Raw genomic sequence first — 14,953 nt, 5'->3', positions numbered from 1 at the left:
GCACCCGCATCCGCACGCGCGCCCGCACGCCGCCACCCCCTCGAAGGAGCCCCGCTCATGACGTACGACGCCTACGGCCGCAACACCGCGGCCACCGACCCCGCCGCCCCCTACTACCGCCCCCGCCGGCTGCGCCGCACCCCCGCGCTGCGCCGCTTCGCCGCCGAGACCCGGGTCGGCCCCGCCAACCTCGTCCAGCCCCTGTTCCTCCGCGAGGGCCTCACCGAGCCGCGGGAGATCCCCTCCATGCCGGGCGTCTTCCAGCACACCCGTGACACCCTCCGCAAGGCCGCCGCCGAAGCGGTCGCCAACGGCGTCGGCGGCCTCATCCTCTTCGGCATCCCCGAGCACAAGGACCCCACCGGCACCGGCGCCGTCGACCCCGACGGCATCCTCCAGGTCGCCCTGCGCGACGTCACCGCCGAGGTCGGCGACTCCACCGTCGTCATCGGCGACATCAACCTCGACGAGTACACCGACCACGGCCACACCGGCGTCCTCGACGCCCACGGCGACGTCGACAACGACGCCAGCATCGAGCTGTACGCCCGCGCCGCCGTCGTCCAGGCCGACGCCGGCGCCCAGATCGTCGCCCCCAGCGGCATGATGGACGGCCAGGTCCGCCGTATCCGCGAGGCCCTCGACCAGGCCGGACACCAGTCCGTCGCCATCCTCGGCTACTCCGCCAAGTACGCCTCGCACTTCTACGGACCCTTCCGGGACGCCGTCGAGTCCACCCTGCGCGGCGACCGCAAGGGCTACCAGCAGTTCCCCGGCAACATCCGCGAGTCCCTCCTCGAGGTCTCCCTCGACGTCGCCGAGGGCGCCGACCTCGTCATGGTGAAGCCCGCGCTCGCCTACCTCGACATCGTCCGGCTCATCGCCGACCACGTGCAGGTCCCCGTCGCCGCCTACCAGGTCTCCGGCGAGTACTCCATGGTCGAGGCGGCCGCCGCCAAGGGCTGGATCGACCGCGACCAGGTCGTCCGCGAGTCCCTCGCCTCCATCCACCGGGCCGGCGCCACGCAGATCATCACCTACTGGGCCTCCGAGTTCGCCCAGAGCCTGGACCGGTGACCCGGTGACCTCGTCCGCCACCATGCTGGTCCTCGGCATCAGCCACGCCAGCGCCCCGCTCGACCTCCTGGAGAGACTCGCCGGCACCGACCGGCCCGCCGAGGACCTCGTCTCCGACGTGACCTCCGTCGACGGCATCGACGCCGCCGTCGTCGTCTCCACCTGCAACCGCCTGGAGATCTACGCGGAGACCCGTGGCGTCCCCTCCGACCTCGGCGAACTGGGCGACCTGGGCGAGCTGTTCGCCCAGCACACCGGGGTCGACCACGAGGAGATCGCCCCCCACCTCTACAGCCACCACGCCGACGGCGCGGTCCGCCACCTCTTCGCCGTCGCCTCCGGGCTGGAGTCCGTCGTCGTCGGCGAGGACCAGATCCTCGGCCAGGTGAAGCTCGGCCTCGAGCGGTCCCAGCGGCTCGACCGGACCGGCCGGGTCCTCGCCAAGGCCGTCCAGACCGCCCTGCGGGTCGGCAAGCGCGCCCGCAACGAGACCGGGCTCAACGAAGCAGGCCGCTCCCTCGCCACCGCCGGACTCGCCTTCTTCGAGCGTCAGGTCGGCTCGCTCCACGGCAAGACCGCCCTCGTCATCGGCGCCGGGGCCTTTGCCGGGGTCGTCGTCGCCGCCCTGCGCCGCTCCGGCCTCGACCGGGTGCACGTCGCCAACCGCACCCCCGACAAGGCGCAGCGCCTCGCCGACACCACCGGCGGCACGGGATACGGCCTGGAGGACATCCCCCGGCTGCTCACCGAGGTCGACGTGGTGGTCGGCGCCACCGCCGCCACGGGCCACCTCGTCACCGCCCGGCAGATCGAGGAGGCGCTCGCCGCCCGGGACGGCCGCGAGCTGTTCCTGCTCGACCTGTCGCTCCCGCACAACATCGCCCCCACCGCGGCCGGGCTGCCCGGCGTCACCTTCGTCGACCTGCGCCGGATCGCGGAGGAGGGCCAGGAGGACGAGATCTCCACGGCCAGCGTGCAGGCCGCGCACGCACTGATCGACGCCGAGGTCGAGCAGTTCCGCACCGGTCTGCGGCTCGCCGGGGCCAAACCCGTCCTCACCGCCCTCCGCACCGCCGCCACCGAGGCCGCGGACGCCGAACTCGACCGGCTCGCACGCCGGCTGGAGGGCCTCGACGGCGCGGCCCGCCAGGAGATCGGCCGCAGCGTCCGGCGGATCGTCGACAAGGCGCTGCACCAGCCGACCGTCCTGGTCAGGGAACTGGCAGCCGATCCGGACGGAGCCCGCCACATCGCCGCCTTCACGCGCCTCTTCGCCGCCGCGGAGTCCCACGGCGACGGCGGTGACCCCGCGCACCACCCGCACGACGCGAACGACACGAACGAGAAGAAGATCGAGGCCATCGCATGAGTGACATCTCGGCCCTCTGGGAAGCCGAATCCATCGCGGTCATCGGCGCCAGCGAGCGCCCCGGCGCCCTGGGCCGCAAGCCGCTCGACTACCTCCTCCGCTACGGCTACAAGGGCCGCGTCCTGCCGGTCAACCCGCGCTCGCCCGAGGTCCTCGGCGTCCCCGCGTACCCCAGCGTCAAGGACGCCCCCGGCCCCGTCGACCTGGCGCTGATCATGGTCTCCGCCGAGCGGGTCCCCGGCGCCGTCGACGACTGCGTGGCCGCCGGCGTCAAGCTCGCCGTGATCGCCTCGTCGGGCTTCGCCGAGACCGGCGAGGAGGGCGCCCGCCTCCAGGCCGAGGTCGTCGCCAAGGCCCGCGCCGGCGGGCTCAGGATCATCGGACCCAACTGCATCGGCGCCGTCGGCTACGAGAACCGCGTCCTCGCCACCTTCAGCCCCCTCTTCGGCGCCGAGTCCGTGCCCTTCGAGCCCGGCACCCTCGCCTTCGTCAGCCAGAGCGGCGCCCTCGGCTTCGGCGCGGCCAGCCTCGCCCTGGAGCGGGGCCTGCGCCCCGGCTGGGTGGTCAGCACCGGCAACGACGCCGACGTCACCGCCCTGGAGGTCCTCCGGGAACTCGCCGCCGTCCCCGACGTCACGGGCCTCCTCGGCTACCTGGAGGACACGCCGGACATCGGGACCCTGCGCGAACTCGCCGCCTCCGGCAAGCCCGTCGCCCTCCTCAAGTCGGGCCGCACGGAGGCGGGCGGCCGGGCCGCCGCCTCGCACACCGGCGCCCTCGCCACCGACGACCGCGTCCTGGACGCCGCCCTGCGCGGCCTCGGCATCGTCCGCGTCGACGACATCGACGAACTCCTCGACGTCGCCCGGGCCTTCGAGTCCGAGCGGCGGCCCGCGGGCAACCGCGTCGCCGTCGTCACCACCTCGGGCGGCTCCGGCATCCTCGCCGCCGACGCCGTCGAGGCGCACGGCCTGGAGCTCAGCGCCCTGGAGCCGCGCAGCAAGGAGGCGCTGGCCGAGATAGTCCCGGCCTTCGGGGCGATCGACAACCCCGTCGACATCACCGCCACGGTCCTCAGCGACCCCTCGCTCTTCGACCGCTCCCTCGACGTCCTGATCGCCGACGACACCGTCGACATCATCGTCGCCGCCTTCTGCGTGATGGCCGGCCCCGACGTGGAGAAGGCCGTCAACGCCCTCTCCCGGGCCGCCGAGAAGGGCGGAAAGCCCATCCTCGTCGCCCGCACCGGCGCCGACTTCCTCGCCCCCGACGCCCCCCGCGACCTGCGCGAGGCCGGGCTCCCCGAGTACCCCACGCCGGCCCGCGCCCTGCGCGCCGCCGCCGCCCTCTGGGAGGTCAGCCGACCCCGTACGCTCCCTGACGCGCCGCGCCCCGGGACCGTCCCCGGACCCGGCGCCGACGCCGACGAGCCCGCGCTCAAGCGGCTCCTCGCCGAGGCCGGCATCGCCGTCCCCCGGGGCCGCGTCGCCGAGGACGCCGAGGACGCGGCCCGCGCCGTGACCGAGGTCGGCGGCACGGCGGTGCTCAAGGCCGTCGTCCCCGGCCTGCTCCACAAGACCGAGGCGGGCGGCGTCGAGATCGGCGTCACCCCCGAGGCGGCGCCCGGGGCGTTCGCCCGGCTCGCCGCGCTCGGCGGCCGGGTCCTCGTCGAGGAACACGTCGGCGAAGGCGTCGAGCTGATCGTCGGCGTCCACACCACCGACCTCGGCCCGGTCCTCACCGCCGGTCTCGGCGGCATCCTCACCGAGGTCCTCGACGACGTCGGCCACCGGCTGCTGCCGCTCGCCCCCGGACAAGGCGCCGAACTCCTCGCCGGACTGCGCGGCGCGAAGGTCCTCCACGGCGCCCGGGGCGCGGGCGCCGTGGACGTGGCGGCCGCGGCGGAGCTGCTGCACAAGGTCGGCGCACTCGTCCAGGACTGGCCGGCCGGCTTCGCGCTCGACCTCAACCCGGTCCGGGTCCTCCCGGAAGGCGTCGTCGTCCTCGACGCGGCGATCGGCTTCGACGCTCAGGAGGCGGGCCGATGAGCCGCGCGGACACCAACAGCACGGCGCTCTTCGAGCGGGCCCGCAAGGTCACGCCCGGCGGGGTCAACTCGCCCGTCCGCGCCTTCGGGGCCGTCGGCGGCACCCCGCCCTTCATGGCCTCGGCCCAGGGCCCGTACCTCACCGACAGCGACGGCAACGAGTACGTCGACCTCATCTGCTCCTGGGGTCCGATGATCCTCGGCCACCGCCACCCGGCCGTCGTCGAGGCGGTCACCCGGGCCCTGGAGCACGGCACCTCCTTCGGGGCGCCGTCCACCGGCGAGGTCGAGCTCGCCGAGGAGATCGTCGGCCGCGTCGGCCCCGTCGAACAGGTCCGCCTCGTCAGCTCCGGCACCGAGGCCACGATGTCCGCGATCCGCCTGGCGCGCGGCTTCACCGGCCGCGGCAAGATCGTGAAGTTCGCCGGCTGCTACCACGGCCACGTCGACGCGCTGCTCGCCTCGGCCGGCTCCGGCCTCGCCACCTTCGCGCTCCCCGACACCCCGGGCGTCACCGGCGCCCAGGCGAGCGACACCGTCGTCCTGCCCTACAACGACCTGGCCGCGGTCGAGAAGGTCTTCGCCGAGATCGGCGGCGAGATCGCCGCCGTCATCACGGAGGCCGCCCCCGGCAACATGGGCGCCGTCCCGCCGCTGCCCGGCTTCAACGCCGGCCTCAAGGAGATCACCGCCCGCCACGGCGCGCTCTTCATCTCCGACGAGGTGATGACCGGCTTCCGGGCCAGCCGCTCCGGCTGGTACGGCCGGGACGGCGTCGCCCCCGACCTGCTGACCTTCGGCAAGGTCATGGGCGGCGGCTTCCCCGCGGCGGCCTTCGGCGGCCGCGCGGACGTCATGGCCCACCTCGCCCCGGCCGGCCCCGTCTACCAGGCGGGCACCCTCTCCGGGAACCCGGTCGCCACCGCCGCCGGACTCGCCACCCTCCGGCACACCACCCCCGAGGTGTACGAGCGGCTCGACCACGTCTCCGACACCATCGGCCGCGAGGTCTCCGCCGCCCTCGCCAAGGAGGGCGTGGCCCACCGGCTCCAGTACTCCGGGACCATGTTCTCGGTCTTCTTCACCGAGGACGAGGTGGTCGACTTCGACGGCGTCCGCGCCACCGAGTCCTACCGCTACACGCCCTTCTTCCACGCACTCCTGCGCCGCGGCGTCTATCTGCCGCCCTCGCCCTTCGAGGCGTGGTTCGTCTCCGCCTCGCACGACGACCGCGCCCTCGCCCGGGTCGTCGAGGCGCTCCCCGCCGCGGCCGCCGCCGCCGCGGCGGCGAAGCCCTGACGAGGAGGAACGGAAAGGGGAAAGGGAAAGCCCCCGTGGTGGCCACCACGGGGGCTTTCCCCTTTCACCGGACCGCGCGACGCATTCCACGCCCCGGAGCCGCGGACGCCGGATTCACGCGGCGAGGTTCACCCGGACCTCGACATTCCCGCGGATCGCCTTGGAGTACGGGCACCGCCCGTGCGCGGCGTCCGCGAGCCTCCGCGCCTCGGCGGCGTCGATTCCCGGCAGTTCGACGGTGAGGACCACCGACAGGCGGAACCCGTCCTCCTCCTTGTGCAGGGCCACCTCCGCGGTGACCGTGTCGTCCGCGAGCGCGGTCCTCGACTCGCGCGCGGAGACCCGCAGCGCGCTGTGGAAGCAGGCGGCGTACCCGGCGGCGAAGAGCTGCTCGGGGTTGGTGGCGGTGCCGGCGCCCCCCACGGCCTTGGGGCTCGACAGCGGAAGGTCGAGGAGCCCGTCGGAGGAGCGCACGGCGCCGTTGCGCCCGTCTCCGGTGGAGGCGACCTCGGCGGTGTAGACGACGGACATGTGTCCTGCCTTTCCGAATCGGAGAAGGGGGAATTCCCCCGGCTTTCCCGTCAGTCTCGAACGGCCCCCAAGGGCGGGCGCTACGGAATTCCGCAGTTCCCGACGCCACGCGCCGAATTACCGTGGAGAACATCACCGACCGTCACACGCAAGGGAGTTGGCCATGGCGGGACCGCTGACCGGAGTACGGGTACTGGAATGCGCGGGCTCGGCGCCCACCGCGTTCGTCGGCACCGTCCTGGCCGACCTCGGCGCCGACGTCGTCCGCGTCGACCGGGCGCCCGCGGCCCCCGACGGCGAGCGCGCGCCCGAGAACCCCCTGTCCCGCGGCCGCCGTTCGGTCGCCCTCGACCTGAAGAGCCCCGAGGGCGTGGAGCACGCCCTCTCCCTCGCCGAGCACGCCGACATCCTCGTCGAAGGGTTCCGCCCCGGCGTCGCCGACCGCCTCGGCATCGGCCCGGAGGCGGCCCTCGCCCGCAACCCCCGCCTGGTCTACGGACGGATCAGCGGCTGGGGACAGCAGGGGGAGTGGTCCGGGCGCGCCGCCCACGACCTGGCGGTCCTCGCCCTGACCGGCGCCCTGGACACCGACCCGGAGACCGGCGCCCCGGTGCCGCCGCCCACCGCGTACCTCTCCAGCTTCGCCGGCGGCGCCAACGCCCACGTGCACGGGCTGCTCGCCGCCCTCCACGCACGCGAGCGCACCGGCCGCGGCCAGGTCGTCGACACCGCACTCGCCGACGGCGCCGCCCTCATCGCCACCCTCGTCCACCAGTGGCGTGCGGTGCCCGGCAACCACACCGTCACCGACGCCCCGCACTACTCCCTCTACCGCGCCGCCGACGGCGGGTACCTGGCGGTGGCCGCCATCGAACCGCGGCTCTACGACAACCTCCTGGACCAGCTGGGCCTCGCCGGCGCCGCGGACCTCCCCGACCGCGCCGACCCGGCCGCCTGGCCCGCGCTGCGCGCCCGGCTCGCCGCCCGCTTCGAGAGCCGTGACCGCGAGCACTGGGCCAAGCTCTTCGACGCCGTCGACGCCGGGGTGGCCCCCGTCCTCACCGCCGCCGAGGCGGCCGGACATCACCAGCTCGCCGCCCGCGGCGCCTTCGTCGACGTCGGCGGCACCCTCCAGCCCGCCCCCGCCTCCCGCTTCGGCGCCACCCCCGCCGGCCTCCCCGGACGCGCCCCGCTCCCCGGCGAGCACACGGCGCAGGTCCTCGCCGAGTGGGCCGGCTGAGCCGCACCGCCGCTCCGGGGCGGCGCCCGGCCGCTCACCCCTCCAGACAGCGCAGCACGGCCAGGATCCGGCGGCTGTGGCCGTCGGTCCTGGCCAGCTCCAGCTTCTCGAAGACGGAGTTGAGGTACTTCTCCACCGTGCTGAGGGAGAGGTGCAGCCGCCGCCCGATCGCCGCGTTCGTGTACCCCTGGGCCAGCACCTCCAGGACCTCGCGCTCGCGCGGGGTGAGCCGGGCCAGCGGATCGTCCCGGTCGCCCCGGACCACCAGCTGCCGGACGACCTCCGGGTCGATCGCCGCGCCGCCCTCGTGGATCCGGTCGAGCGCGTCGAGGAACTCGTCGACCTGGGCCACCCGGTCCTTCAGGAGATAGCCGACGCGCTCCGCGCCGGGCGCGAGCAGCCGGGCCGCGTAGCTCCGCTCGACGTACTGCGACAGGACGAGCACCCCCGTCCCCGGGAGCCGCTCGCGGATCTCCACCGCCGCCCGCAGCCCCTCGTCGGTGTGGGTCGGCGGCATCCGGATGTCGGCGACCACGACGTCCGGCCGCCGCGCCTCCGCCTCGGCGACCAGCGTCCGCGCGTCGCCCAGGGCCAGGAGGACCTCGTGGCCCTCCTCCGCGAGCAGCCGGACCAGCCCCTCCCGCAGCAGGGTCGAGTCCTCGGCGAGGATCAGGCGCACGGCAGCTCCGCGACGAGAGTGGTGGGTCCCCCGAGGGGGCTGTCGACGCGCAGGACGCCGTCGAGCGCGGCGACCCGGCCGCGCAGCCCGGTCAGCCCGCCGCCGGCCGGGTCCGCGCCGCCCGTGCCGTCGTCCTCGACGCGCACGGTCAGGAGGGCGCCCTCCCGCGCCACCCGGACCTCCACGGCCGAGGCCGAGGAGTGCTTCGCGGCGTTCGTGACGGCCTCGGAGACCACGAAGTAGGCCGCCGTCTCCACCGGCCGGGGCAGCGGCTCGTCGCCCACCTCGCACCGCACGCGCAGCGGCAGGGAGCAGCGCCGCGCCACCCCGTCCAGCGCCTCCCGGAGCCCCAGGGAGTCGAGCGCCGACGGGTACACCCGCCAGGCCACCTCCCGCACCTCGGCCAGGACGTCCCGGGCCTCCTCGTGCGCCTGCCGCAGCAGCGCGTCCAGCCGCTCGGCGTCCTGCCCGCGTTCCCGGCCCCGGCGGGCCCGGCCGAGCAGCATCGCCAGGGCCACGAGCCGCTGCTGGACGCCGTCGTGGAGATCGCGCTCGATGCGCCGGCGCTCGCCGTCCACGGCCCGCACCACCGCGGCCCGGCTGACGGCCAGCTCCTCGACGCGGCGCCGCAGCAGCTCGCGCTCGGACGGCCCGAAGCACTCCCGCGCGAGGCGGGCGTCGAGCGCGGCCAGCGCGTACAGCCCCTGCACGTCCAGGAAGAGCAGGACGCCGCCGAGCAGCAGCTGCGTGAGCAGCTCCTGCCAGCCGAGCGTCCCGCGGGCCGCGCCCCGGGCCAGCAGCACGGCGAGGACGCCGCCGAAGCCGAGGAGCGCCAGGACGGTCCCGCACACCAGCCCCGTCCAGCCGCGGACCGCCAGATAGCGCAGCAGCCGCGGACCGGGCACCTCGTACGGCTCCGGGAACCGGTCGCCGAAGAAGAACGTCCGGCGCCGCCGCTCCAGGGCCGCGGGCCGCCGGGCCCCCGCGAGCAGGATCGCCAGGGCGTCCGGGCGGGTCCGCGGCCACAGCAGGAAAGGCCCGAGCGCGGCGCCGACGACCAGGAGGTACACCGCGTCGAACAGTGCGCTCGGGCAGCCCAGGACGACGCCCGCGACCCTCAAGTGGGCCCGCGCACCGGCCCGTTCGTCATCCCCCACGGCTCCCGAGCTTAGGCCGTGCCCGGAACGGTCCGCCGGTCGGTCCGCGGTCGTCACGAGGCGCGGCGGTGCCGGGCGCGGCCGCGGCCCCGGAGCCGTACCGCGAGGAAGGCGCACAGCGCCACGACGACCGCCGCCAGGACGGCCTTCGACACCACGCCCACGTACCCCTCGACCACGTCCCACCCGTCCCCGAGCCAGTAGCCGGCCAGCACCAGCACGCTGTTCCAGACGAGGCTGCCGAGCGTCGTCAGCATGAGGAAGACGGGCATCGGCATCCGCTCGACGCCGGCCGGGACGGAGATCAGGCTGCGGAAGATCGGCACCATCCGGCCGAGGAACACCGCCTTGGTGCCGTGGCGCGCGAACCACCGCTCGGTCCGCTCCAGGTCCGCGACCTTCACCACCGGCAGCCGTGCCCACAGGGCGTGCATCCGCTGCCGGCCGAAGAGCGCCCCGATCCGGTACAGCGCCACCGCGCCCACCACCGAACCGAGCGTCGTCCACAGCAGCGCCGACGCGAGGCTGAGCACGCCCTGCCCGGCGGCGAAGCCGGTGAGCGGCAGGATCACCTCGCTGGGCAGCGGCGGGAAGAGGTTCTCCAGCGCGATGGCGAGGCCGGCCCCCGGCCCGCCCATCGTGTCGACGAGCCCGGCGGCCCACCCGGCGAAGCCGTCGGCGGGCTGCCCGGTCAGGGCGGGGGACGCGGGGGCGAGGAGCGGGGCGATCGGCACGGTGGCCTCCAGACGGCGCGGACGGTGGGCCGGGACCCCTCGTCCCGGCACTCCCGACGCTAGGAATCCCGGCTCCCCGCCGGTACGCGGCTTCCCCTCCGGCCACCCCGCGGAAAACCGCGGGCGCCTCCCCGGACACACCCCCTAGGGTCGGCCGGGAACCGGGACCAGCGCCGAGGGGGAGCCATGACCAGGAACGACCGGATACCGGGCCCGGGCCCCTCCGGGCCCCGGAGGGCGGCGCCCGGTGAACGGTGACGAGCCCGTCTTCAAGAAGAGCCGCTGGGGCACCAACCGCTACGAGTACAACCCGGCCAACCCCGTCGGCCTCGCCCTCATCGTGATCACCGTCGTCGTGGTCTTCACCGCGCTGCTGCTCCTGCAGAACCGGGCCGGCCCCTTCGCCCCGGACCCCGGCCCCACCTGGAGCCCGCCGCCCACCACGGACCCCCGGCCCTTCGCCCCGCCGCCGCGGCCGGCCCCCTCCGGCACCCCCTGACCGCCCGGCGGACGCGCGCGGGGCGGGGGCTCTCCGCGGACCGCCTACCCTTGGACGCATGACGAGCAGCAGCGACCGGAGCACCGCAGTGAGCGTTGACGGAGCCAAGACCTACGAAGTGCGCACCTACGGGTGCCAGATGAACGTCCACGACTCCGAGCGACTCTCCGGTCTGCTGGAAGAGGCGGGCTACGTCCGCGCCCCCAAGGACGCGGACGGCGACGCCGACGTCGTCGTCTTCAACACCTGCGCGGTCCGTGAGAACGCCGACAACAAGCTCTACGGCAACCTCGGCCGCCTCGCCCCGATGAAGACCACCCGGCCCGGCATGCAGATCGCCGTCGGCGGCTGCCTGGCCCAGAAGGACCGCGACACCATCGTCAAGAAGGCCCCCTGGGTCGACGTGGTCTTCGGCACGCACAACATCGGCAAGCTGCCGGTCCTGCTGGAGCGCGCCCGCGTCCAGGAGGAGGCGCAGATCGAGATCGCCGAGTCCCTGGAGGCCTTCCCCTCCACGCTGCCGACCCGCCGCGAGTCCGCCTACGCGGCCTGGGTCTCGATCTCCGTCGGCTGCAACAACACCTGCACCTTCTGCATCGTCCCCGCCCTGCGCGGCAAGGAGGAGGACCGCCGGCCCGGCGACATCCTCGCCGAGATCGAGGCCCTCGTCGCCGAGGGCGTCTCCGAGATCACCCTGCTCGGCCAGAACGTCAACGCCTACGGCTCCGACCTCGGCGACCGCGAGGCCTTCTCCAAGCTGCTCCGCGCCTGCGGGCAGATCGAGGGCCTGGAGCGCGTCCGCTTCACCTCGCCGCACCCCCGCGACTTCACCGACGACGTGATCGCCGCCATGGCCGAGACGCCGAACGTCATGCCGCAGCTCCACATGCCGATGCAGTCCGGCTCGGACACGATCCTCCGCGCGATGCGCCGCTCCTACCGGCAGGAGCGCTTCCTCGGGATCCTGGAGAAGGTCCGCGCCTCCATCCCGCACGCGGCCATCTCCACCGACATCATCGTGGGCTTCCCCGGCGAGACCGAGGAGGACTTCGAGCAGACCATGCACGCCGTTCGCGAGGCCCGCTTCGCGAACGCCTTCACCTTCCAGTACTCCAAGCGCCCCGGCACCCCGGCCGCCGACATGGACGGCCAGATCCCCAAGGAGGTCGTGCAGGAGCGCTACCTGCGGCTCGTCGCCCTCCAGGAGGAGATCTCCTGGGAGGAGAACAAGAAGCAGGTCGGCCGCACCCTGGAGGTCATGGTCGCCGAGGGCGAGGGCCGCAAGGACGGCGCCACCGACCGCCTCTCCGGCCGTGCCCCCGACAACCGTCTGGTCCACTTCACCAGGCCCGCCGAGGACGTCCGCCCCGGCGACGTGGTGACCGTCGAGATCACCTACGCCGCCCCCCACCACCTCCTCGCCGAGGGCCCCGTCGCCGCCGTCCGCCGCACCCGCGCCGGCGACGCCTGGGAGAAGCGCACCGCCGCGGCCGCCGCCAAGCCGGCCGGCGTCCTCCTCGGCCTCCCCACCATCGGCGCCCCCGCCCCGCTCCCGGCGGCCGAAGCCCCGGCCTGCGCCGGGCACTGACACCCACCCGCGCACCGACCCACCCGGGCGCCGGGCGGCCCCGCCGTCCGGCGTCCGGCGCCAGGGCGTCCGGCACCTCGGCCCGCGGCCGTCGCGCCCCGGCCCCGCGGTGCGCCGGGGAGGCGGCGCCGACGGAGGCGCGCAGTAGGCTGCCGATCATGCTTGTCGCCGCAGCCGTCTGCCCCTGCCCGCCGCTCCTCGTGCCCGAGGTCGCGACCGGAGCCGCCCCCGAGCTGGACGCCGCGCGCGCGGCGTGCGCCGACGCCGTCGGGCTGCTCGCCGCCGCGCGCCCGGACCGCCTGTACGTCGTCGGTGCGGCGCCCGACGGCGGCCGCGGGGTTCACCCGGCCGGCTCGACGGGCTCCTTCGCGGGCTTCGGCGTCGACCTGTCCGTACGCCTCGGGGAGGCCCCGGAGGCCGACCGCGACGGGACTGCCCGCCGCCCGCTGCCCGCCTCCCTCGCGGTCGGCGCCTGGCTGCTCGGCCGGGCCGGCTGGGCCGACGCGCCGATCGAGGGCCTGGGCGTCGACGGCGCCGCGTCGCCCGACGTCTGCGCCGGGCTCGGCAGCGGGCTGGCCGACTCCGCCGGGCGGGTCGCCCTCCTCGTGCTCGGGGACGGCAGCGCCTGCCGGACCCTCAAGGCACCCGGCTACCTGGACGAGCGGGCGGAGGGCTTCGACGCCGCGGCGGCCCGCGCGCTGGGCACGGCCGACACCGCCGCGCTCCTCGCCCTCGACACCGAACTGGCCCATGAGCTCCAGGTGACCGGCCGCGCCCCCTGGCACGTTCTCGCGGGCGCCGCCCAGGGCGCGGGTCTCGACGGCCGGCTCCTCTTCGAGGACGCCCCCTACGGCGTGGGGTACTTCGTCGCCGCCTGGTCCTGACGGCCGGTCGGCCACGTCGGCGCAGCCCCGCCCGGGGACACGGGCGCGGAACCGCGGAAGCGACGCAGGCGACGGAAACGGCGGACGGCCGCGGAGAGCGCTGCTCCGTGGCCGTCCGCCGTTTCCCGGGACCGGCCGCCCGTGCCGGGCCGGCCGCCCGCCGTCAGACGGTCGGCGGCGGGGTCGGTCCACCGGATCCGCCGGCGGGTCCCCCGCCGACCGGGCCGGTGCCCGGACCGCCGCTCCGGCCCCCGTCCGCGGTGCCCCCGTCCGCGGCGCCGCCGTCCGGACCGCCGTCCTTGTGGCCGAGCCGGTCGATGGCGTCCTTCGCCTTGCCCGTACCGGTCTGGATCTTGTCGCTGTACTTGCCCTTGGTCTTCTCGTCGACCAGCTTCGCCGCCTTGTCCAGGCCGTGGTCGATCTTCTCCCCGTGCTGCTGCGCGAGGTCCGCGACCTTGTCCTTGGCCGGCCCGATCCTGGCCTTCAGCGAATCCAGGAGACCCATGCGGCACCTTCCCTCCGCGGACCCCGGAGGGCCCGTCGTCCGTGTCCTGCCCCCAGGACCCCGGGGGCCAGCCTGCTGGCGGGTGCCTTCACCCGCCCCGTCGTCCGCGGCGGCCCCGGCGGACCGCCGTCCCGGGAGCCCCACGACCCCGGCGACGGCCGCAGGCTCGCCCGGTGAGACCTCGGCCCCGTCCTGCTCCCTCGGGCGAAACATTGCCAAAAGTCCCCTATGCACTCCTCAGCGTACTCGGGCGGGCGTGCTCCGCGGCGAAGCGACGGCCGGAACCACGCCCCGGGCGGCGGACCCCGGACGGCGCCCGGCACCCGGCTCGTTCGGGGGCGGGCCCCGGGGTTTGCGAGACTGGGGCGGTGAGAAGCGCAGCTCCCGCCCCGCGGGTCATCGCCGTCGTCGGTCCGACAGCGGCCGGAAAGTCCGATCTGGGTGTCTTCCTGGCCCAGCAGCTCGGCGGCGAGGTCGTCAACGCCGACTCGATGCAGCTCTACCGGGGGATGGACATCGGCACCGCCAAACTGACGGTGGAGGAGCGCGACGGCGTGCCGCACCACCTCCTCGACATCTGGGACGTGACCGAGGCCGCCTCCGTCGCCGAGTACCAGCGGCTCGCCCGCGCCGAGATCGACCGGCTGCTCGCCGAGGGCCGCACCCCGGTCCTCGTCGGCGGCTCGGGACTGTACGTACGGGGCGCCGTCGACGCCCTGGAGTTCCCCGGCACCGACCCCGCCGTCCGCGCCCGGCTGGAGGCCGAGCTCGACGAGCGCGGCTCCGGCTTCCTGCACGCCCGGCTCGCCGCCGCCGACCCGGACGCCGCCCGCGTGATCCTGCCGAGCAACGGCCGCCGGATCGTCCGCGCCCTGGAGGTGATCGAGATCACCGGCAAGCCGTTCACCGCCAACCTGCCCGGCCCCGACTCCGTCTACGACACCGTCCAGATCGGCGTCGACGTGGCCCGTCCCGAACTGGACGAGCGCATCACCACGCGCGTGGACCGGATGTGGGAGGCCGGCCTCGTCGACGAGGTGCGCGCCCTGGAGGCGCTCGGTCTGCGCGAGGGGCGCACCGCCTCGCGCGCCCTGGGCTATCAGCAGGTCCTGGCCGCGCTGGCGGGGGAGTGCACCGACGACGAGGCGCGGGCCGAGACCGTCCGGGCGACGAAGCGCTTCGCCCGCCGCCAGGACTCCTGGTTCCGCCGCGACCCCCGGGTCCACTGGCTCAGCGGGGCCGCCGAGCACCGCGGGGAACTCCCGCGGGAGGCGCTCTCGTTGGTCGAACGAGCGGTTACAGCCTGATCACGTGATGGCATCGGGACGCCCTGCCCGTCATTCC

At 75.2% G+C, this 14,953-nt stretch carries 14 protein-coding genes; 9 read left to right on the top strand and 5 right to left on the bottom strand.

Annotation, left to right across the window (positions count from 1 at the left end; all coding sequences use genetic code 11):
• Positions 1 to 57 precede the first annotated feature (57 nt).
• Genes hemB through hemL form a run of 4 tightly spaced genes read left to right on the top strand, consistent with a single transcriptional unit; the run spans position 58 to position 5,792 of the window.
• Positions 58 to 1,077 (top strand): porphobilinogen synthase, encoded by a 1,020-nt coding sequence (gene hemB / locus ACZ60W_RS11325; RefSeq protein ID WP_469755099.1) that lies wholly within the window; start codon positions 58 to 60, stop codon positions 1,075 to 1,077.
• Between the two features lie 4 nt (positions 1,078 to 1,081).
• Positions 1,082 to 2,446 (top strand): glutamyl-tRNA reductase, encoded by a 1,365-nt coding sequence (gene hemA / locus ACZ60W_RS11320; RefSeq protein ID WP_469755098.1) that lies wholly within the window; start codon positions 1,082 to 1,084, stop codon positions 2,444 to 2,446.
• Positions 2,443 to 4,494: an acetate--CoA ligase family protein gene (locus ACZ60W_RS11315; protein WP_469755097.1), complete on the top strand. Its 2,052-nt coding sequence runs from the start codon at positions 2,443 to 2,445 to the stop codon at positions 4,492 to 4,494. Before hemA ends, ACZ60W_RS11315 begins: the two co-directional genes overlap by 4 nt.
• Positions 4,491 to 5,792 carry a glutamate-1-semialdehyde 2,1-aminomutase gene (gene hemL, locus ACZ60W_RS11310; RefSeq protein WP_469755096.1) on the top strand — a complete coding sequence of 434 codons (1,302 nt, stop codon included), beginning with the start codon at positions 4,491 to 4,493 and terminating at the stop codon, positions 5,790 to 5,792. Before ACZ60W_RS11315 ends, hemL begins: the two co-directional genes overlap by 4 nt.
• Before the next feature lie 114 nt (positions 5,793 to 5,906).
• Here hemL and ACZ60W_RS11305 read toward each other — a convergent pair whose 3' ends face one another.
• Positions 5,907 to 6,323, bottom strand: a complete 417-nt coding sequence (locus ACZ60W_RS11305) for an organic hydroperoxide resistance protein (protein ID WP_469755095.1) — start codon at positions 6,321 to 6,323, stop codon at positions 5,907 to 5,909.
• 163 nt (positions 6,324 to 6,486) lie between these two features.
• On the opposite strand from ACZ60W_RS11305, the gene ACZ60W_RS11300 reads away from it, so the two are divergent.
• Positions 6,487 to 7,563 carry a CaiB/BaiF CoA transferase family protein gene (locus tag ACZ60W_RS11300; RefSeq protein WP_469755094.1) on the top strand — a complete coding sequence of 359 codons (1,077 nt, stop codon included), beginning with the start codon at positions 6,487 to 6,489 and terminating at the stop codon, positions 7,561 to 7,563.
• 34 nt (positions 7,564 to 7,597) lie between these two features.
• Here the strand turns inward: ACZ60W_RS11300 and ACZ60W_RS11295 are convergent, their stop codons facing one another.
• Genes ACZ60W_RS11295 through ACZ60W_RS11285 form a run of 3 tightly spaced genes read right to left on the bottom strand, consistent with a single transcriptional unit; the run spans position 7,598 to position 10,133 of the window.
• Positions 7,598 to 8,242, bottom strand: coding sequence for a response regulator transcription factor (locus tag ACZ60W_RS11295; RefSeq protein WP_469755093.1), 645 nt, complete (start codon positions 8,240 to 8,242; stop codon positions 7,598 to 7,600).
• Entirely contained in the window at positions 8,233 to 9,399 is a 1,167-nt protein-coding gene (locus tag ACZ60W_RS11290) for a sensor histidine kinase (protein ID WP_469755092.1), read from the bottom strand. The genes ACZ60W_RS11295 and ACZ60W_RS11290 overlap by 10 nt, the downstream gene beginning before the upstream one ends.
• Positions 9,400 to 9,452: 53 nt before the next feature.
• Complete coding sequence (locus ACZ60W_RS11285; protein ID WP_469755091.1) at positions 9,453 to 10,133, bottom strand: DedA family protein; 681 nt, start codon at positions 10,131 to 10,133, stop codon at positions 9,453 to 9,455.
• A gap of 247 nt (positions 10,134 to 10,380) precedes the next feature.
• Here ACZ60W_RS11285 and ACZ60W_RS11280 point away from each other — a divergent pair, with 247 nt between their 5' ends.
• The 3 genes from ACZ60W_RS11280 to ACZ60W_RS11270 all read left to right on the top strand — a co-directional run bounded on the left by ACZ60W_RS11280 (position 10,381) and on the right by ACZ60W_RS11270 (position 13,104).
• Positions 10,381 to 10,632, top strand: a complete 252-nt coding sequence (locus tag ACZ60W_RS11280; protein WP_469755090.1) for a hypothetical protein — start codon at positions 10,381 to 10,383, stop codon at positions 10,630 to 10,632.
• 58 nt (positions 10,633 to 10,690) lie between these two features.
• Entirely contained in the window at positions 10,691 to 12,220 is a 1,530-nt protein-coding gene (gene miaB, locus ACZ60W_RS11275; RefSeq protein ID WP_469755089.1) for a tRNA (N6-isopentenyl adenosine(37)-C2)-methylthiotransferase MiaB, read from the top strand.
• Between the two features lie 158 nt (positions 12,221 to 12,378).
• Positions 12,379 to 13,104 (top strand): class III extradiol dioxygenase subunit B-like domain-containing protein, encoded by a 726-nt coding sequence (locus ACZ60W_RS11270; protein ID WP_469755088.1) that lies wholly within the window; start codon positions 12,379 to 12,381, stop codon positions 13,102 to 13,104.
• A gap of 163 nt (positions 13,105 to 13,267) precedes the next feature.
• Here the strand turns inward: ACZ60W_RS11270 and ACZ60W_RS11265 are convergent, their stop codons facing one another.
• Entirely contained in the window at positions 13,268 to 13,609 is a 342-nt protein-coding gene (locus tag ACZ60W_RS11265; RefSeq protein ID WP_469755087.1) for an antitoxin, read from the bottom strand.
• Between the two features lie 368 nt (positions 13,610 to 13,977).
• On the opposite strand from ACZ60W_RS11265, the gene miaA reads away from it, so the two are divergent.
• Entirely contained in the window at positions 13,978 to 14,916 is a 939-nt protein-coding gene (miaA, locus tag ACZ60W_RS11260; RefSeq protein ID WP_469755086.1) for a tRNA (adenosine(37)-N6)-dimethylallyltransferase MiaA, read from the top strand.
• Positions 14,917 to 14,953 lie beyond the last annotated feature (37 nt).

Source organism: Streptomyces sp. NPDC104202 (genome assembly GCF_055584185.1).
Note: the sequence above shows the minus strand (reverse complement) of the source record. Positions and strands in the feature narration are given on the sequence as shown.